The following is a 19833-nucleotide window of genomic DNA, read 5'->3' as shown; positions in this document are numbered from 1 at the left end:
GATCGGGGCCTTGACGATGCAATCTCATGATTATAGTAATTTGCTTTAAGTAGTCGAGGCAAGCGTCTCCATGGGAGGAGGCGGCGAACCGATCCGATGCAGCCGATGAAGCTGGGGCCTGGCGCCGCGTCGCGGCGAGGGCTGCCATGCCGTCGGTGGCGGATCCGTTCGTCGGACGCTCCGGAACGAGGTGAGGAATGATTCATTCACGGGTTCGGAGCCGCAGGGCTACGGCGTCGTCGCCTGCATGGGCGAGCCCACGGGCTCGTCATGCTTGAGCGTTCCAACATGGCCGTTGCCGAAAGCTCCGAAAAGCAGGGTGAGGTCGTTGCCTCCCTTTCCGGCGCCACCAAGATCTTCGGCGGCACGGTCGCCATTTCCGACGTATCGATCGAATTGCGGGCGGGCGAGGTCCTGGCGCTCTTGGGAGAGAACGGTGCGGGCAAGAGCACTTGCGTCAAGCTGCTCGCCGGCGTCTATCGTCCCGATATCGGCAAGGTCGTGGTTGGCGGCGAGCCGGTCGCGTTTTCCTCCCCGCTCCAGGCGCAGCGCGCCGGCATTGCCGTCATGCATCAGCATCCGGGCCTCTTTCCGGATCTGAGCGTCGGCGAGAACCTTTTCATCGGCCAGGCCGGTCCGCGGTCCTCCTGGCGGATCGATCGGGCTCGCATGCGCAGTGAAGCGCAGCGGCTGCTGCAACTCGTCGGCCTGCATGCCGATATAGACGCGCCGCTGTCGCGGCTGAGGACCTCCGAGCAGCAGTTGGTCGAAATTGCGCGCGCTTTGTCGCTCGATGCCCGCGTGCTGATCATGGACGAGCCGACGGCGGCGCTCTCGCAGCGCGAGGTCGAGCGGCTCTTTGCGGTGGTCAATAATCTGCGCGGCCATGGCGTCGCCATGATGTTCGTCGGACACCGCATGGACGAGATCTACCGCGTCGCCGACCGGATCGCGGTCCTGCGCGACGGGCATCTCGTCGGCGTCGAGCGCGCCCAGGAACTGACACGCGAGAGAGCCGTCCAGATGATGGTCGGACGCTCGCTCGACGGCCTCTATCCGCATCATGAGCCGACGGAAGCGGCGGTCCTGATGAGCGTGAAGGGCCTGTCGCGCGACGGGGCCTTCGAGGATGTGTCCTTCGAGCTTCGCGCCGGCGAAATCCTCGGTTTTGGCGGCCTGGTCGGCAGCGGACGCACGGAGATCGCGCGCGTTCTGTTCGGCATCGACCAGCCCACGGCCGGCACGATGACGCTGGATGGCGCGGATGTCCGCTTCGCTTCCGCCCGCGACGCGATGGATCGCGGCATTGCCTATGTGTCGGAGGACCGGATCGGGCAGAGCCTGGTCATGGATTTCTCGATCCTCGCCAATAATTCGCTGACCGTGCTCGATGAAGCGACCCACGGCGGACTGGTCTCCCGCTCCAACGAACTCGCCTTCGCCAAGCCCTTTCTCGACCGGCTGCGGTTGCGGTTTCATTCCTACGACCAGCCGGTCAGTACGCTGTCGGGCGGCAACCAGCAGAAGGTCGTCCTCTCCAAATGGCTCGCCACGCAGCCGCGCGTGCTGATCCTCGATGAGCCGACGCAGGGCATCGACGTCCAGGCCAAGGCCGACGTCCATGCCATGATCGCCGATCTCGCCTCTCAGGGGCTCGCCATCATCCTGATCTCGTCCGAACTGCCGGAACTGCTCGGCATGTGCGACCGGATGATCGTGCTGCGCGAGGGCCGGATCAGCGCGCGGTTCGACCGGGACGAGGCGACGCAGGAAAAGGTCATCAGTGCTGCGACGGACGCCGGCGAGGCGGAGCGCGATGCGATGCGTCCCGCTGTGGGGGCGGAATCGCAGGTCTTCACGCCAGAAAATCCCGGCCTTGCCTTGCCGCGCCTCTTTGCCCGGCGCGAATTCGGCCTCGTCGCGGCGATTGCCGCCGTCGTCATCCCCGTTTCGATCCTCAATCCGCGCATGCTGAGCGGCGCCAATCTTTCCGCGCTCGCCATGGATGCCGGCTTGCTCATGACCGTCGCAGTCGGCCAGATGCTGGTGATCATCACGCGCAATATCGATCTCTCGGTCGCCGCCGTGATCGGCCTTGCCGCCTATGGCGCGGCGTCGACATTGCATCTCCACCCTGAACTCGGCGTCGTCGGCGGCGTGCTACTCGCCTGCGGCATCGGACTGCTGGCGGGCCTCGTGAACGGCTTCGTCGTCACTTACGGCAAGGTACCCGCCATCGTGGTGACTCTTGGCACCATGACCATCTTCCGCGGCTTGAACAGCCTCTGGGCGGGCGGGCAGCAGATCAGCGCCGATCAGGTTCCGCAGTCCTGGCTGGACATGACCAGCGCCAACCTGTTCGGCATCCCCGCCGTGCTGATCATCGCGGTCGCGACGCTTCTGGTCATCGCCTGGGCGCTCCGATCCACGGTGATCGGGCGGGAACTCTATGCGATCGGCTCCAACCCCGCCGGCGCGCAGCTCATCGGCATTCCCGTCCGGGCTCGCGTGCTGCTCGCCTTTGCCGTCGGCGGTTTGCTCGCCGGCTTCGACGGCGCGCTCTGGGCGTCGCGCTATGCCACGGTGGATGCACGCGTTGCCTATGGCTTCGAACTGACGGTGATCGCCGCCGTGGTCGTGGGCGGCATCGCGGTGCGTGGCGGTTCCGGCACGGTGCTGGGCGTCGCGCTCGGCACGCTGACGCTACTTGTCATCAATAATGGACTGACGCTGGTGCGGGTCGATCCGCTCTGGCTGCAGGGCGTCTACGGGCTGGTGATCCTGGCCGCGATCGGGATCGATGCCTATGTGGCCCGTCGGGGCGCCGCGAGTCGGAAGGGAGCGCATTGATGGCCCGCCGTTCCGACACCGCTCCGGACTTCGTCGCGCGCTTCGCCAACTGGGACAATTTCCTGGCCGTCCTGACGATCGCCGTCCTGGCCTATGCCGTCCTGTTCGTGCCGAATTTCGCATCGGCCTTCAACATCTCGCAGGCCATTGCGGGCGTCTCCGAGCGGGCGCTGATCGTCCTGCCGATGGTGCTCCTGATCATCGCCCGAGAAATCGACCTCTCCGTCGCCAGCATATTGGCGCTGACCAGCGTCGTCTTCGGGCTGATGGTCCAGGCCGGTGCGCCGCTCCTCGTCGCCATACCGCTGACCCTCGTGGCAGGCGGGCTCTGCGGCGCGTTCAACGGCGTTCTCGTGACGGCACTTGGCCTGCCTTCGCTGGTGGTGACGCTTGGCACCATGGCTCTGTTCCGGGGCATCGGCTACATCCTGCTCGGCTCGGGCTCGATCAACATTTTCCCGGACAGCTTCCTGAGTTTCGGCATCGACATGGTCGGCCCGACGCCGCTTCCCTGGACGATCGTGCCGTTCCTCGTGCTGGCGCCCATCTTCGCCATCGCGCAGCAGAAGATGCCGGTCGGCCGGCGGATCTATGCGATCGGCGGCAATCCCGATACGGCGCGCTATTCCGGCATCCGTCTCGCGCGCACCGTGTTCTGGCTCTTCGTCACCTCGGGCGTCGTCTGCGCGGCAGCGGGCATGGTCTATGCCGCCCGCCTTTCCAACGCGCGGGCCAACAATGCGCTGGGCATCGAGCTCGATGTCATCACCATCGCGCTCTTGGGCGGCATCAGCGTCTTCGGCGGCAAGGGGCGGCTCACGGGCGTGCTGTGGGCTCTGCTTCTGGTCGCCACGATCCGCAACGTGCTCGGCTTGCTGCAGATCGGCGGCGATGCCCAGGGCACCGTCATCGGCCTGCTGCTCATCGTCTCGCTGCTGGCGAGCAACGCGGCCGAGCGCCTGTTCGGTAGCCTTCGCGTCCAGTTTCTCTCCCGAAAGACAGGCGAGTAATTCCGGAATCTCGCCTGCATGCAGCCAATCCGGATCGAAAGTCCCGAGGAGGAAGACCATGAAATCGCATCTCGTTAAGTCCCTGCTGCTTGCCAGTAGCCTCGTTGCCGTCGCGTCGCTCGCATCCGTCGCCAGCGCCGAGGAATGCGCGACCGGCCCGGTCACCGTCGGCTTCCTGCCAAAGCTCGACACGGATCCCTATTTCCAGGTGGCGCAGACCGGCGCCGAGGAAGCGGCCGCCGAGATCGGCGGCAAGGCCATCAAGCAGGCTCCGTCCCAGGCGACGGCCGAGGCGCAGATCGAGTTCATCAACAATCTCGTCTCGCAGAAGGTCGGCGTCATCGCCATCTCGGCCAATGATGCCAATGCCGTCGCTCCGGCGCTGAAGCGCGCCATGCAGCAGGGCGTCAAGATCGTGTCCTACGATTCCGACGTCGCCCCTGCCGCCCGCACGGTCTTCCTCAATCAGGCGGCCGGCGACAGCCTGGCCGAGATGATGCTGGAATCGATGGGCAAGCTCATCGACTATGATGGCGAGTTCGCCATCCTCTCCTCGACGCCCACCGCGACGAACCAGAACGCCTGGATCGACTTCATGAAGGCGAAGATGGCGGCCGAGCCGAAATACGCCAAGATGAAGCTCGTCCAGGTCGCCTATGGCCAGGAGAGCGAGCAGGTCAACCAGCAGCAGGCGCTGGGTCTCGCGCAGGCGTTCCCCAATCTGAAGGGCATCATCATTCCCGCCGGCATCGGCCTTCCGGCCGCGGCGCGCGCCATGGAGCAGGCCGGCCTGCTCGGCAAGATCAAGCTGACGGGCCTCGCCCCTGCCACGCTGATCAAGAAGTATATCCAGGATGGCTCGGTCCAGGACATCTGGTGGAACGTCAAGGATCTCGGCTACCTGACTTATTTCGCAGCGCAGGCCGTGGCCCAGTGCAAGCTGACCGGCAAGGAAGGCGAGACCTTCAAGGCCGGGCGTCTCGGCGACTACACGGTCGGCAAGGGCGGCGAAGTGCTGCTCGGACCGGCCGATATCGTGACGCCGGCGAACGTCGAAGAGTTCAAGTTCTGATCTTTTGACGATCAAGAGACAGATGGCGCCGCCGCTCTCGGGAGGCGGCGCCCTTCGGCTTTTGGCTCCCACTTCGCCCTCACCGAGGATTGACCGATGAAACCCGTCCTGCTGGCCGGCGAAACTTTCCATATCACGTCGTTCGCCTCCAAGGGTTATGAGGTCGGAGCCTCCTCCCGCTATACGAACGGCGCGGAACGCTATCTCGCCGCGATGGCAGCTTGCGGGATCGAGGTGACGCAGATCGGGGGCGAGCGCTGCGAAAGTGAGTTTCCGACCAGTCTCGAGGCTCTTTCTGCCTTTTCCTGTGTCGTGCTTTCCGATGTCGGCATGCTGTCGCTTCTCTATACGAAGCAGACGCGCGCGGGCCGGCGGTCCGTCAACCGGCTCGAACTGCTGCGGCAATGGGTCGAGAGCGGCGGCGCGCTGATGATGGCCGGCGGCTATACGAGCTTCCAGGGCATGGACGGCATGGCTCTGTTCCATGGCACGGCGGTCGAGGACTGTCTGCCTGTCGAGTGCCTGCCAGGACCCGATGGCGTCGAGGCGCCGGAAGGTCTCGACCCCGCGGTTGTGCAGCCCGGCCATCCGATATTGGACGGCATCAACGTGCCCATCCCCTATATTCTCGGAATCAACCGAACCTTGGCCCGCGCGCCGTCCGACGCCACGATTCTCGTTCAGGTCCCGTATCGCGGCGCCGTCCTCCCCCTCCTTGCCGTGCGCTTGTATGGTGCCGGCCGTACGCTCGCATGGGCGACCGATATCGGACCTCATTGGCTCTCGAAGGACTTCCTCGATTGGGAAAGCTATGACCGGCTGATGGCCAATATGATCCGCTGGTTGGCTCGGGAAGAGTAGACAGGTGCTAGTTCAGCGATAGACGGTCACGCCATGCAACCCCTTTCGATCGACGAACTCACGACACTTCTGACGACGAAGATCGGAGCCGCCCGGCACATGGTGGCCCTGGCCGGTCCGCCCGGTGCCGGCAAATCGACGCTCTCCGCGCAGCTCGAGGATCGCCTCAACGCTGTCCATCCCGGCGCCGCCGCCGTGCTGTCGATGGACGGCTATCATTTCGACGACCTTGTCCTCGTTCCGCGCGGCCTGCGCCCGCGCAAGGGCGCGCCCGAAACCTTCGATGTGGCGGGCTTCGAACATATGTTGCGGCGCTTGCGCGCCGATGACGAGGATGAGATCGCGGTGCCGGTCTTCGACCGCGACATCGAGATTGCGCGCGCTGGCGCCCGGATCATCCCGCGCTCCGTGCGGTTGCTGATCGTTGAGGGCAACTACCTGCTGCTCGACCGCGAACCGTGGCGAAGCCTCGCCTTCGACACGACAATCATGATCACGGCGGACCGCGAAGTCCTGCGCCAGCGCCTTTTCGAGCGATGGACGCATTACCGGCTGAACGAGGCGGAGATGGCCGTGAAGATGGACGGCAACGACATGCCCAATGTCGATCTCGTGCTGACACAAAGCCGGCCTGCCACGTATTTCCTCCGGACATGACTGTGAATAGGCGTGGATTCGGGGGCTCGACTCAAATCGACCTAACTCTCTGATTGTCATTATATATTGTGAAGGGAACCAGGGTCTTGATCGGCGCCGATCGATCCCCCGGTAGAAATAGAATTTCTGACTATTCTCAATCTGTTGAAGCCATCCGGTGTGGGGGCCTGCTTGGGCGTTTGTTCACACCTGATTGTCCGCGTCGACCATGACGCAATAGGGTTGGCACCTGAGCCTTGGCATTCGCCCCAAACGAGGCTGCTGTTTCGCTGTTCGTTTGCGGCGATGGCTTCAGTCCCTACGCCTTGCCAGATTTCCCGGAATTCATGTCGACGTTGTCGAGCGCCCTTGTGGTTAGAGTTGCCCACCGTCTTGGGCGGCGCTTGTTTGTGGCATTGGATCCGCCGCTGCCAGGCCACTTCCGAATTCGACAATTGGATTCCGCAAAGCGGCAATCGCATCTCGCTTAGCGGCAGGGTGGTGCCGCATAGCGACAGTGTCGAACCGCCATTCGGCAAAGCGATCCCGCGTTGCCGCAAGCGGATCCCGCAAACGTGCAGTCCAATCCCGGCTGACGACAATGCAATCCCGCCAGACGACAGCCGACTTTCCCTGATAGCCACCGCAAACACGGCTCCAGAATCGGAAAATCGGCCCTTCGTTTCAACAGCGAGTTTCGGATAACCCACGGAAATAACGTCGCTTTCCAAGGGATGAATGGTCCGAGGTCGGGAGGAAAGCGCTCTCAGTGGTTTCAGCGCAGAACAGGGAATGCAGGCAGAGACTGGTTTCCGGCGGGCTGCGTCCACCACCATTTTTAATGAAATCAAAGACTTAACATGGCGCGGGGCCATGTTTTGAGGCATTGTGGGAGGGGTGGAGACGAATTCCCCCAACCCCGTCGTGCCAAGATACCCGTTCCCTCGCCGCAAAACGGATCGCTTCGGAGCGAGATCAATTTAAGCCATTGAAATTGAATGGTTCGTGAACTGCTGATTGTGAAACTGATCGCTATCGGGGGTAACTGCAGTCGCCGGTTCAGGTCCTGTAAACGGACCCACATTCGCTGCTAATGCCAGAAGCAGACGCGTTGCGACATACCTTCGCCGATAAAGGGCGATTCGCTTGCTAGTTCGACCACTTCAGCAATGTCGTCTAGTGACCCTAGATCAATTAAAAAAGGCTTTAGCTCTCGTTCCTCGTGGAGCTGCCAAATGAATCGGTATTCGTTCTGGTAAAGGTATATAATGTTCTTACTAAATGCGGGAATGAGCTGATCATGACGAGTCGTGTAGGGGTCGTAATAACTGATTGTACCATGCCTGATCTCGGCGTCCGGCAGAATTGTTTCCATAGCTCGGACTAAGCGCTCTTCAAATGCTGTTTTGTCTTTCACCACAAGTGCCGCATCTGCCTTAAAATCGCTGAACAGCCGCGCATCATAGCCGAGGCCACAGCACCAGACATAGAAGTTCGGGACGTTCATGTAGCGGAACAGTTCGCTCCAATGCGGCTCAATCTCGACTTCATTGCCATTCCCATCGAGACCGTAGAGACGTGCAATCAGCCGCTCGTTGGGGGTGCTAACGTGATGCAGAAGTTCATTGTCCAACTGCGCGGCGTTGAGGGACGAGTCGTTATAATTGGCGGCAGGCTGGATGAAGAGCTTCCCGGCTAGAGCGGACAAAATGTGCTCCTTCTGCCCGAACTTGGCGTAGCAGTCCGGTGCAAAGGTGATCGGGCGAACCGTTTGACGTTGGACATAACTGCTCGAAGCGCTATGTCGTATAGCGGCTTCATCAATGACAAGTTCGACCGACTTGGACCGCTCCATCTGTTCGCGAAGCACATGAGTGTATAGCTCGAGCATTTCACGCCGACGGTCGAGGCTGCGAGGCTGCGTAACCTCTCCGTCGCGGCGAGTTGACCAGAGATTGTTCGCAATGACGGCTAGCCGCTGCTGAGGGGATTCATCAGACGCTTCACGCAGATAGCGGGATTGCATATACTGGTCACATACAGCCCTGGCATCGATCATAGCTTTTACTCATAAGGCTCCCATGCAGCACGCCCTTTATATGTTGGCGCTCATGAGTCCCCAAGCCCGAAGCTGCCAGCCCCCCTGCCACCCTAACCCGTCGTTCGCATCAAGGTCCCGCAGCCGCCTAATGCTCGCTTGCCTTTCGCCGCCGATGCTCTGAAATTTCGAAAATCCTGACGAAAACAGCAGAAAACGCTCGCAGCATTGTGGGGTACTTCTCGGGGGTATCCGAGCGGAGAGCTATGAGAAACCATAGCGACACCACCATTCGAATTCCTCCGGCCCCACCATCACCGCCGTCGAGATTGATCCGCCTATCATGGCCTGCCCGAGGCGGCCCGGCATCAGCGCCGCGCCGTCGCCATCGGCCCTCGTGGCGGAGGAAACCGGTTTCGGGCTTCGGCGTTGTCGTTGCGCGACAGTCGGTAGGCGGCTGTCAGCGCGCGACAATTCCGTCGTTCGAAATGGGTGTCATGATGGGTGAATGGCTCGAAGGGTCGTATCTGGCGACGCATATGCCGCTTCCCGCCCTTCTGCTCCGTCTGCTCATGGCCACAGGGCTCGGCGCGGTGATCGGGATCGAGCGGGAATGGAAATCCCGGCCCGCCGGGCTGCGCACCCACAGCCTGACGGCGCTCGCGGCGGCGGTCTTCACGATCGTCATGCTCGAGATTCTCAATTCACCGGCGCTCGGCATGGAGCATGTGACGGTGGACCCGGTGCGTATCATCGAGGCGGTGACCGCCGGCGTGGCCTTCCTGGCTGCCGGCGCCATCATCCAGAGCCGCGGCGAGGTGAAAGGGCTCACCACCGGCGCCGCCATGTGGCTCGCCGGCGCCGTCGGTGTGGCTTGCGGGCTCGGCTATGTTCTGGTGGCCATCATCGCTGTCGCGATCTGCCTGTTCGTCATGGTGATACTGGGCCTGCTCACGGGGGCTGCCAACGGCAAGCCCGGCAAGGCGGATTGATCCGCCCCATGGCTCACCCCTTCAACAACCACTCATGCTCCTTCGCGTTGTGGAATTTCCAGGTCCGCTTCGGGCCGGCCATGACGTTCAAATAATAGAGGTCGTAGCCGTGGATGGTGGCGCAGGGGTGGTAGCCCTTCGGCACCAGCACCGTGTCGCCGTCCTCCACCGCCATCGCCTCGTCGAGCGCGCGGTCGTCGGTGTAGACGCGCTGGAAGGCGAAGCCCTGCGGCGGGTTCAAGCGGTGATAATAGGTCTCTTCCAGCAGGGATTCGCGCGGGAGATCGTCCTGGTCGTGCTTGTGCGGGGGATAGCTCGACGTGTTGCCGCCGGGCGTGATCACCTCGACGACGAGGAGCGAATCCGCCGGCTCGTTCTCCGGCAGGATGTTGGTCACATAGCGCGTGTTCGAGCCCTTGCCGCGCACTTCCTGGCTGACATGGTCGGGGCTGATCAGGCGCGGCGGCAGGTTGCCGCCAAGACTCGGCGCCGAGCAGACCGCGAGCGTCAGTTCGGTCGTGGCCGTGACGGTCCAGTCGCTTTCGGCCGGCACATAGACGGAATGCGGCTTGCCGTCGAAGGGCGACATGCGCTCGCCGATCGTGCCGAAATCGACATCGTCGACGATGACGCGCGCCTTGCCCGAGACGAGCACGAGGCAGACCTCGCGGTCGCCCGTATTGCCCTCGACGGTCTCGCCGGCATGGAGCTTGTTCAGATCGAAGCCGACATAGGTCCAGCCGGCGGACTCAGGCGTCACATGGACGACCCGGCCATGGTCGCCGGACGGTTTGACGAGGAGATGGGACATAGTGGGGGCTCCTGCTCGTGCTTTGCGCCCTTTGCCGTCATCCCGGGCAAAGACCCGGGATCCATTCAGCCTGAGGCGCTGGCGGCTGAATGGGTCCCCGCTTTCGCGGGGATGACGGAACCTCGGAGGACGGATGCGCGTCCATCCGTCTACCGCTTCAACCCGGCCTCATCGATGAACCGGTTCAGATTGTCGAAACCCATCTGCACATATTGGAGCGGCGGGGCCTTGACCGGGTCCTGCTCGGCCTCGATCACGATCCAGCCGGAATAGTCCGGGATTTCCCGGAACACGGCGACATAGTCGATCGCGCCATCGCCGGGCACTGTGTAGACGCCGGCGAGCACGCTGTTCAGGAACGACCAATCCTCCTCGATCGCCTGCCGGGCGATCGCCGGGCGGACATCCTTGGTGTGGACATGGGCGATGCGGTCAGAATAGCGCCGCGCGAGCGCGACGGGATCGCCGCCGGCCCAGGTGATATGGCCGGTATCGAGCAGCAGGTGCACGGCCGGGCCGGTGCCTGCCATCATGCGGTCGATCTCGGCCTCGGTCTGCACCACGGTGCCCATATGGTGGTGGTAGACCAGCGTCAGCCCTTCTTCCGCCAGCATTTCGGCGAAGCGCGTCAGCCCGGCATTGAAGCGGTCCCATTCGGCGTCGGTCATCACGGGCCGGGTCGAGAGCGGGGCGGATTGCGTGCCGTGGATGGTGCGCGTGCATTCGGCCGCGATCAGCACCTTGGCGCCGAGCGCCTTCAGGAGTTCGACATGCGGCCGCGCCGCCTCGAACTCCGTCTCCGGGTTGCGCTCGATCAGAAAGGTCGAATACCAGCCCGAGACGAGGTCGAGCTTGAAGGCGTCGAGGATCGGCTTCAGCGCGGCGGGCGTGCGCGGAAACTTGTTGCCGAGCTCCATGCCCTCAATGCCGATCGCCTTGGCTTCGGCCAGGCATTGCTCGAGCGGAATGTCGCCGCCGATCTCCTGCATGTCGTCATTGGACCAGCAGATCGGGTTGGCGCCGATGCGGATCATGTGTGGCTTCCTCGCCGAATAGGGGTTTCTCTCAAGTAGAGTTCCGTCATCCCCGCGAAAGCGGGGATCCATTCAGCCGATACCGGATGGCGGCTGGATGGATCACGGGTCTTCGCTACGCTTCGCCCGGGATGACGGCAAATCTTGATGCATTGCCGCTCAAGTTCAGTTTACAAACCTCTGCGCCTTGATCGCTTCCTCATAGGCCTTGCGGGCGGCGTTGACCTGCGGGCGGACGCTGACCTCCGGCACGGCGACATCCCACCAGGCGCCGCCGGCATCGGTGGTGATCAGCGGGTCGGTGTCGATGACGACGACCGTGGTGCGGTCATTGCTCTTGGCCTCGGCGAGGGCTGTCTCGAGCTCGGCGATCGAGGCGACTTTCCTGGCGATCGCGCCGAGGCTCGCGGCATGGGCGGCGAAATCGATCGCGGGCAGAACCTCGTGCTTCGCGTCCTTCAGCAGATTGTTGAAGTTGGCGCCGCCGGTCGCCATCTGCAGCCGGTTGATGCAGCCGAAGCCGGAATTGTCGAGCACGACGATGGTCAGCCGCAGGCCGAGCATGACCGAGGTGGCGATCTCGGAATTGAGCATCAGATAGGAGCCGTCGCCGAGCATGACGACGACCTCCTCGTCGGGCTTCGCCATCTTGACGCCGAGCCCGCCGGCGATCTCATAGCCCATGGTCGAATAGCCATAGTCGAGATGGTAGGAGCCGGGCGCGCCCGCCTGCCAGAGCTTGTGCAATTCGCCGGGCAGGCCGCCCGAGGCGCAGACGACCGTCGCCTTCTCGGTCAGCGCGCGCTGCACGGCGCCGATCACCTGCCCGTCGGAGGGAAGCTCGGCATTGGTCGCCGCGGTCGCCTTGTCGGCATCGACGAACCAGGCCGTGCGCCCGGCTTCGGCGCGCTCGGCCCAGCTTTCGGGCGCGCGATAGACGCCGAGATCGGCCGAGATTTCCTTGAGGCCCGCCAGCGCGTCGGCAACCAGCGGCAGCGCCTTGTGCTTGGTCGCGTCGAAGACCTGCGTGTTGAGGCCGATCACGGTCTGGTGCTGGTTCTGGAACAGCGCCCAGGAGCCGGTGGTGAAATCCTGCAGGCGCGATCCGATCGCGAGGATCACATCGGCTTCGACCGCAAGCTGGTTGGCGGCCGACGTGCCGGTGACGCCGATCGAGCCCATATTGAGCGGATGCGCCGCCGGCAGGGAGGATTTGCCCGCCTGCGTCTCGGCGACGGGAATGCGGTGGGTCTCGGCGAAGGCCTTCAGCGCGTCGGTGGCGCCGGAATAGAGCACGCCGCCGCCGGCGACGATCAGTGGCTTCTTGGCGCCGCGCAGCGCGTGGATCGCAGCCGCCAGTTCGTCCTCGTCCGGGCGGGCGCGCCGCTGCGTCCAGATCCGCTCCTCGAAGAAGCTCTCCGGATAGTCATAGGCCTCGGCCTGCACATCCTGGCAGAGCGACAGCGTGACGGGGCCGCAATTGGCCGGGTCGGTCAGAACGGCCATGGCGCGGTGCAGCGCGGGAATGATCTGCTCGGGGCGGGTGATGCGGTCGAAATAGCGCGAGACCGGACGGAAGCAGTCATTGGCCGAGACGGTGCCGTCCTCGAAGCTCTCGACCTGCTGCAAGACTGGGTCGGGGCGGCGATTGGCGAAGACGTCGCCGGGTAGAAGCAGGACGGGCAGGCGGTTGACATGGGCGAGGGCGGCGGCCGTCACCATATTGGTCGCGCCGGGGCCGATCGAGCTCGTCACCGCCATCATGCGGCGGCGGAAGCTCGCCTTGCCGAAGGCGATCGCGGCGTGGGCCATCGATTGTTCATTATGGGCGCGATAGGTCGGCAACTGATCGCGGACCTGATAGAGCGCCTCACCGAAGCCGGCGACATTGCCATGGCCGAAGATCGCCCAGATGCCGGCGAAGATCGGCACGGTCTTGCCGTCGATCACGGTCTTCTGGTTGACGAGAAAGCGCGCCAGCGCTTGCGCCATGGTCAGGCGGATGGTGTTCATCGGACGGTTCCTCGGTCGTCTTCGGTGTCGTTCTTCCCCCTCTTCCTTAACCCTCCCCTTGGGGGAGGGTCAAAACCGGCAAAGCCGGTCTTGGGGAGGGGCGCTTGATCTCGTTCGTCTCTCTGCGCGGCTTTCGCCGCCGCATGTTTCGTCTTCCCGGCCGTCACGCGGCTCCGGCTCCGCACCCGCTCCCCAAAACCGCTGCGCGGTTTTGACCCTCCCTCAAGGGGAGGGTTCAGAGAGAGCGTTGGCGACGCTCGTCCGGGCGATCAATCCTCCTACGCCGCCTCGCTCTTCATTGCGCCTTGCCAAGCGGCGACCAGAGCCTCGAACTTCGTCGCCATGTCGGCCACGGCGTCCTCGTCGCTCATCGCTCCGCCCAGCCATTTCTCGGCCGCTTCCGCGAAGATCGTGCGGCCGACGGCGAAGCCCTTGACCAGCGGCGTCGCGGCGGCGGCGCGGAAGGCGGCGACCAGTTCGTGCTCCGGCGCTTCGAGGCCGAGCATCACGATGCCGCGGCAATAGGGATCGCGCGTCGTGATCACCGTCTCGATATTCGTCCAGGCGGTCGGGCTCTTCTGGGGCTCGAGCTTCCACCAGTCCGGCTTGATGTCGAGATCATAGAGCCGTTCCATGACGGTGGCGATGGTGGTGTCGCCGAGCGGGCCGTGCTTGCCGGCGATGATCTCGACCAGCAATTCGCGCCCGACCGTGCGCACCGCGTCGTTGAGGCGGAGCAGTTCGCGCTCCTGGCGCGCCTTGAGTTCGGCCGGATCGTCGGGATGGTAGAAGCAGAGGCATTTCACCGTATGGCCAACCGGCCATTCGACCAGATGACTGCCGAGGTCGGGCAGGTGATCGAAATCGAGCGGCCGCGAGCCGGGTTGCTCGACCGGGCGGCCGATCCAGAAGCCCTGTTTCGCCGCCTCGACCATCGCCTTCTGGCCATAGGTTGAATCGAGCAGCATGCCGTATCCCGGACGCCCCTTGGCGACCCGGGCCGCGGCCGTGACGGCGAGCGCCTTCAGGCCGTCGATCTTCTTGCGCGGCACGCCGAGTCCGTCGGCGACGGCCTCCAATTGCGAGCGATGGTCGATCGCGAGCGCCATCAGGCCCTCGGGCTGGGCGCGGCGCGTGGTCGCCCAATGGATGTGGTTGATGGCCGCGTCCTTGCGGAGCGCGAACTCCCTCGAGCCATGCTCCAGGAAGAAGGAAAGCTCCGCCCATGTCGGATATTCCGGCGAGCAGAGCAGCCGCGAAACGGCGAAGGCGCCGCAGGCATTGGCCCAGGTGGCGCAGGTCGCGAGCGGCTCGCCGCTGAGCCAGCCGCGCAGGAAGCCCGACATGAAGGCGTCGCCGGCGCCGAGCACATTATAGACCTCGATCGGGAAGCCCTCGCCGACAATACCGGCCTCTAGATCGTCGCTGATTGGCCCGTCATAGACGATGCAGCCCATGGCGCCGCGCTTCAGCACGATCGTCGCCGATGAGAGCGCGCGGATCGTCTTGAGGGCGCCCAGCACGTCATCCGCGCCGGAGGCGATGCGGATTTCCTCTTCGGTGCCGACGATGAGGTCGCAATCGGCGAGCACGGTCTTCAACTGGTCCGAGACGCGGTCGGATTTCACATAGCGCTCGAAGCCGCTGGCGTGACCCGCGAGGCCCCAGAGGTTCGGGCGATAGTCGATGTCGAAGATCACCCTGGCGCCGTTCGCTTTGGCGATGCGGATCGCCTTCCTTTGCGCCGCGTCGCTGTTTGGGCGCGAGAAATGCGTGCCGGTCACCACGATCGACCGGGCGGAGGCGATATAGGCTTCGTCGATATCGGCTTCCGAAAGCGCCATGTCGGCGCAGTCGGTCCGATAGAAGATCATCGGCGAAACGCCTTCCTCCTCGACGGCGAGGAGCACCAGCGCGGTCAGCCGCTCGGGGTCGGTCGCGATGCCCGTGGTCGCCACGCCCTCGCGCTCCATCTGCTCGCGGATGAAGCGGCCCATCTGCTCATCGCCCACCCGGGTGATCACGCCGGAGCGGAGGCCGAGCCGTGCCGTGCCGATCGCGATGTTGGAGGGGCAGCCGCCGACGGATTTCGCAAACGAGGTGATGTCCTCCAGCCGCGAGCCGATCTGCTGGCCATAGAGATCGACCGACGAACGACCAATCGTGATCACGTCGAGCGGTTTGGCATGGGCCTCGGTCATGGTGTCCTCCCGGCGTCCAGCGTGCCGGCCGGGACCCCGACATTGCGCAGCGAATGGCAACAAGGGACCGCGAAAGGCAAGCCGAACGGCAACGTCTGTTTACGAAACGCATCAACAGGGTCGTTGCCCTGCGTTCTTCGGGCGGCAATGGAACATAAATTCCGAATTGTCGTCAATATGGAATAGACGCTCTTCCTTCTCCTTCGTGGGCCGCGGAAAAGGCCAGGCGATAGGACGCGAGACGTTATCCGCGTCTCGCCTCGGCGACGGCCACCGTCAGCGTCATGGCGAGCGCCATGGAGGCGGAGAGTGAGCGGAAGCCCTCGAAATCGGCCTCGACCACCTCGAACCAGACGCCGTTCTTCGGAATGAGCGGGCTAAACGGACTGTCGGTGATGACGACTTGCGGCGTGCCGCGCTCCGCGACCAGGCGGGCATGGTCGAGCGTCGCCGAGGCATAGGGCGTGAACGAGATCGCGATCGCCGCATCGCGATCGCTCGCAAATGACAGCGTTTCCGCCTCTGTTCCCTGCGACGAGCCGACCAGGACCGTCTTCACGCCGAGCTTGCCGAAGGCGTAGCTCATATAGCTGGTGATCGGGAAGGAGCGCCGTTGGCCGATGAGATAGATCGTCTCGGCGCGTGCCAGCAGCCTTGCCGCCTCGTCGATCTGCTCGATGGCGATCCTGTCCCGCAGCGTGCCGATCGATCGTTCGGCGGCGTCGCAGAAACCGGCGAAGAGCGCGGCCGTCTCGCTGCCCTCGGCATGGGAGCGCAGCGCGTCGAGGCGGTCCTGATAGGAGGCGGGGCGTTCGCGCAGCCGGTCCTGGAAGATCGCCTGCAACTCCGAGAAGCCCTGATAGCCCAGCGCCTGAGCGAAGCGGACCAGCGTCGAGGGCTGCACATCGGCCTTGTCGGCAATGCCCGCCGCCGTGCCGAAGGCCATCTCGTCGGGATTGGCGATCGCGAAATCCGCGACCTGGCCGAGCCGCTTCGGCAGTTTTTCCCGCTTGGCCAGCAGCGCCAGCCGAAAACCGGCGAAGTCGCGCGGCGCGGCCATGTCCGTCTCGATATTCATCGACAAGCCTTCTCCATCCCGCCGCTTGACGTATCCCAATCAGACAGAATAAATATTCCATATCGGCTCAAAAAGCGCTGAAAAAATCGCATGGATCGCGTGGCCAATCCAGCCGCTGATAACAGGCGAGGCGATGGCGACCGCAAACGAGCGGGCCGACAAGGCCTGCCAACAACCGGCAACAGACCGGGCCACAGGTGAGGCAGCGGGGGGCAATAATGGGCAACGCCGTTGGCATCGGCCTGATCGGCACCGGCTATATGGGCAAGTGCCATGCGCTCGCCTGGAACGCTGTCGCGCCGACCTTCGGCGACGTACCGCGTCCGCGTCTGGTCCATCTGGGCGAGGTCGATGCCGAGACCGCAAGGCGCAAGGCGGCCGAGCTCGGCTTCGCGAAATCCTCCGGCGACTGGCGTGCCGTCGTGAGCGATCCCGAGGTGGACATCGTCTCCGTGACGACGCCGAACCAGTTCCATGCCGAAATGGCGATCGCGGCGCTCGAAGCCGGCAAGCATGTCTGGTGCGAGAAGCCGATGGCAACGTCGGAGCCCGATGCCATGCGCATGCGCGATGCCGCCCGCGCCTCCGGCAAGGTCGCGGTGCTCGGCTATAATTACATCCAGAACCCCGCCACGCGGCATATGAAGGCCCTCATCGAGGCCGGCACGATCGGCACGGTGACCCATGTCCGCGTCGAGATGGACGAGGATTTCATGGCCGATCCGGCCGCGCCGTTCGGCTGGAAGAGCGATGCGGGCTCGGGCTATGGCGCGCTCGACGATTTCGCGGTCCACCCGCTCTCGCTGCTTGCCGTCCTCGTCGGTCCGGTCAGGAGCGTCATCGCCGACATGGCCAAGCCCTATCCGACGCGGCCGCTTTCCGGCGGCGGCGCGCGCGATGTCGAGACACACGACATCGGCAACGTGTTGTTTCGATTGGAGAATGGCGCCTCCGGCAGCCTTCTGGTCAATCGCTCGGCCTGGGGTCGCAAGGGCCGGATCGCGGTGCAGATCTTCGGCTCGAAGGGCACGCTCACCTATGACCAGGAGCGGATGAACGAGCTGCAACTCTATGTCGCCGAAGGTCTGGCGGCGGAGCAGGGCTTCCGCACCATCCTGACCGGCACGGCGCATCCGCCCTATGGCAAGTTCATCCCGGCGCCGGGCCACAGCCTCGGCTTCAACGACCTGAAGGTGATCGAGGCGCGGGAAATCCTGCGCGCGATTTCGGGCGAACCGGCTCATCTCATCGATTTCGAGACGGGCCTGACGATAGAACGCACGGTCCACGCCATGGCGCGCTCGCATGAGGCGCGCGGCTGGATCGAAGTCCACTGACTCTTGGGAGGATCGACATGGTTTTGAGACTGGGACTTCTGGGCGCGGGCCGCATCGGCAAGGTGCATGCGGGCGCGATTGCCGCCAACCCGGGCGCCAGGCTCGTGGCGGTCGCCGACGCATTTGCCGATGCCGCCAAGGCGCTCGCCGCCTCGTCCGGTGCCGAAGTGCGCAGCGCCGACGACATCATGAACGCCTCCGACATTGATGGCGTGCTGATCACGACGCCGACTGATCTCCACGCCACCATGATCGAGCAGGCGGCACGGGCCGGAAAGGCCATTTTCTGCGAGAAGCCGATCGATCTCGACGTCGCTCGGGTACGCAACTGCCTCGCCGTTGTGGCGGCCGAGAAGGCGAAGCTGATGGTCGGCTTCAACCGTCGCTTCGATCCGAACTTCATCGAGTTACGCCGCCAGATCGATATCGGCGCGATCGGTGATGTCGAGATGGTCTCGATCACCTCGCGCGATCCCGGCGCACCGCCCGCCGATTACATCAAGCGCTCGGGCGGCATGTTCCGCGACATGACGATCCATGATTTCGACATGGCGCGCTTCCTCCTCGGCGAGGAGATTGCGACCGTCTATGCCAGCGCCTCGGTGCTGGTCGATCCGGAAATCGGCAAGCTCGGCGATTTCGACAGCGCCTCGATTGTGCTCACCACGGCCTCGGGCAAGATCGCCCAGATCTCGAACTCACGCCGCGCCACCTATGGCTATGACCAGCGCATCGAGGTCCATGGCTCGAAGGGCCTGGTTTCGGCGGATAATCTGCGCGCCACCAATGTCGAGGTCGCCAATGCGGAGGGCTATCGCCGCGAGCCGCTGCTGAACTTCTTCATGACGCGCTACACCGAAGCCTATCGCAACGAGATCGCCTCGTTCATTGGCTCGGTCGTGGATGGCAAGCCGATCACGCCAACCGGCGAGGACGGCCTCAAGGCCCTGGTGCTCGCGGAAGCCGCACTGAAATCAGCCCAGGAAAAGCGCGTCGTCGAAATATAAGGCCAGCGCACATGCGGGCGCGCCTGAGTGAAGGGGCGCGTTCGCATTGGATGTGACGACCTCCTGGGAAGGCCGGGCCTGACGCGCGTCGCCATGGACAATCCATAAGCCGTCCAGCATTGTCGCGCCGATCGTGGATTGGCGGGGCGGTCGGCGGCGTAGGAGCGTCGGGGAGGGGCAGCGCCGGCGTTTCGGAGTTTCGGCGGGTCTTGCCTCATCTCAATATCGGCTTCTATGGCATCATAACCGGCTTTGGCGGGCAGGGCGTCATCCTGCCCGTAGTGCTGCTTGTCGCGGTCACGTTGCTGCTTGCCGGCCAGCGCCGCGCGGCGCTCTGGTGGACGCTCTCCATCGTCACCGTGCTGGCGTTGATGCTGATCGCCAAGCTCGGCTTCATTCCCTGCGGCCGCTATTGGCCGCAACTGCGCCTGCGCAGCCCGAGCGGCCACGCCGCCTCGGCGGTGGCGGTCTTCGGTGGCCTCGCGGTGATCTTTGCGCGGCTCGCCGCAGGCCGGATGCAGCAGATCGCCATCCTCGGCGCTGGCTTCGTGCTGGCGCTCATGATCGCCTTTTCCCGCATCGCGCTCGGAGCGCACACGCCGTCCGAAGTGCTCTTCGGCTGCGTGATCGGGCTTGGCGCGCCGCTCGTGCTCTGGTCGCGAAAGGATCTGCTGCAAAGGCCGCTGCGCCTGCGCTGGATCTGGCTCATCGTCGGCCCGATCGTCCTCCTGCTCTTGCTGCGCAATGCCGACCTCGGTGCCGAGGAGCGGATCGACGCGATCGCCTACTGGATTGTCGCCAATACCGGGATTTGTCGGTAACGCACGGCCGCGTGGTGGACAGGCGGCACGTCGCCTTCTATGTTTAGAACTATTCTAAATCGAGCGATTGGG

General features: G+C 64.1%; 15 protein-coding genes. 9 read left to right on the top strand and 6 right to left on the bottom strand.

What is annotated here, in order from left to right; all coding sequences use genetic code 11:
- Positions 1-270: 270 nt before the first annotated feature.
- The 5 genes from QO014_RS21170 (at position 271) to QO014_RS21150 (ending at position 6450) form a co-directional block, all read left to right on the top strand.
- Positions 271-2850 (top strand): ATP-binding cassette domain-containing protein, encoded by a 2580-nt coding sequence (locus QO014_RS21170; protein ID WP_266350745.1) that lies wholly within the window; start codon positions 271-273, stop codon positions 2848-2850.
- Positions 2850-3860, top strand: a complete 1011-nt coding sequence (locus QO014_RS21165; protein ID WP_266350744.1) for an ABC transporter permease — start codon at positions 2850-2852, stop codon at positions 3858-3860. The genes QO014_RS21170 and QO014_RS21165 overlap by 1 nt, the downstream gene beginning before the upstream one ends.
- Positions 3861-3918: 58 nt before the next feature.
- The gene (locus QO014_RS21160) at positions 3919-4932 is read left to right on the top strand and encodes a rhamnose ABC transporter substrate-binding protein (protein ID WP_266350743.1); all 1014 of its coding nucleotides are present in this window, start codon (positions 3919-3921) and stop codon (positions 4930-4932) included.
- A gap of 96 nt (positions 4933-5028) precedes the next feature.
- Positions 5029-5793, top strand: coding sequence for a glutamine amidotransferase (locus tag QO014_RS21155; RefSeq protein ID WP_266350742.1), 765 nt, complete (start codon positions 5029-5031; stop codon positions 5791-5793).
- Between the two features lie 33 nt (positions 5794-5826).
- Complete coding sequence (locus QO014_RS21150; protein ID WP_266350741.1) at positions 5827-6450, top strand: nucleoside/nucleotide kinase family protein; 624 nt, start codon at positions 5827-5829, stop codon at positions 6448-6450.
- Between the two features lie 1069 nt (positions 6451-7519).
- Here the strand turns inward: QO014_RS21150 and QO014_RS21145 are convergent.
- A complete protein-coding gene (locus tag QO014_RS21145) occupies positions 7520-8488 on the bottom strand; it encodes a hypothetical protein (protein ID WP_266350740.1) in 969 nt (322 codons plus the stop codon).
- Positions 8489-8964: 476 nt separating this feature from the next.
- On the opposite strand from QO014_RS21145, the gene QO014_RS21140 reads away from it, so the two are divergent.
- Entirely contained in the window at positions 8965-9459 is a 495-nt protein-coding gene (locus tag QO014_RS21140; RefSeq protein WP_266350739.1) for an MgtC/SapB family protein, read from the top strand.
- Positions 9460-9472: 13 nt separating this feature from the next.
- Here QO014_RS21140 and iolB read toward each other — a convergent pair whose 3' ends face one another.
- The 5 genes from iolB to QO014_RS21115 form a co-directional block, all read right to left on the bottom strand.
- Positions 9473-10270: a 5-deoxy-glucuronate isomerase gene (gene iolB / locus QO014_RS21135; protein ID WP_266350738.1), complete on the bottom strand. Its 798-nt coding sequence runs from the start codon at positions 10268-10270 to the stop codon at positions 9473-9475.
- Positions 10271-10419: 149 nt separating this feature from the next.
- Entirely contained in the window at positions 10420-11304 is an 885-nt protein-coding gene (gene iolE / locus QO014_RS21130) for a myo-inosose-2 dehydratase (RefSeq protein ID WP_266350737.1), read from the bottom strand.
- Between the two features lie 165 nt (positions 11305-11469).
- Positions 11470-13317: a 3D-(3,5/4)-trihydroxycyclohexane-1,2-dione acylhydrolase (decyclizing) gene (gene iolD / locus QO014_RS21125; protein WP_266350736.1), complete on the bottom strand. Its 1848-nt coding sequence runs from the start codon at positions 13315-13317 to the stop codon at positions 11470-11472.
- Positions 13318-13595: 278 nt separating this feature from the next.
- On the bottom strand, positions 13596-15518 hold the full coding sequence (locus QO014_RS21120; RefSeq protein ID WP_266350735.1) for a bifunctional 5-dehydro-2-deoxygluconokinase/5-dehydro-2-deoxyphosphogluconate aldolase: 1923 nt from the start codon (positions 15516-15518) through the stop codon (positions 13596-13598).
- Between the two features lie 244 nt (positions 15519-15762).
- On the bottom strand, positions 15763-16596 hold the full coding sequence (locus QO014_RS21115) for a MurR/RpiR family transcriptional regulator (protein ID WP_266350734.1): 834 nt from the start codon (positions 16594-16596) through the stop codon (positions 15763-15765).
- Between the two features lie 218 nt (positions 16597-16814).
- Here QO014_RS21115 and QO014_RS21110 point away from each other — a divergent pair, with 218 nt between their 5' ends.
- From QO014_RS21110 to QO014_RS21100, 3 genes are all read left to right on the top strand, one after another.
- A complete protein-coding gene (locus QO014_RS21110) occupies positions 16815-17933 on the top strand; it encodes a Gfo/Idh/MocA family protein (RefSeq protein ID WP_266350733.1) in 1119 nt (372 codons plus the stop codon).
- Positions 17934-17950: 17 nt separating this feature from the next.
- Positions 17951-18940, top strand: a complete 990-nt coding sequence (gene iolG / locus QO014_RS21105; RefSeq protein ID WP_266350732.1) for an inositol 2-dehydrogenase — start codon at positions 17951-17953, stop codon at positions 18938-18940.
- A 209-nt stretch (positions 18941-19149) separates the two neighbouring features.
- Positions 19150-19761, top strand: a complete 612-nt coding sequence (locus QO014_RS21100; RefSeq protein ID WP_266350731.1) for a phosphatase PAP2 family protein — start codon at positions 19150-19152, stop codon at positions 19759-19761.
- Positions 19762-19833 lie beyond the last annotated feature (72 nt).

The sequence above is a fragment of the Kaistia dalseonensis genome, from assembly GCF_030814715.1.
GTDB classification, from domain to species: Bacteria; Pseudomonadota; Alphaproteobacteria; order Rhizobiales; family Kaistiaceae; genus Kaistia; species Kaistia dalseonensis.
This window is presented reverse-complemented; position numbering and strand designations above follow the sequence as displayed.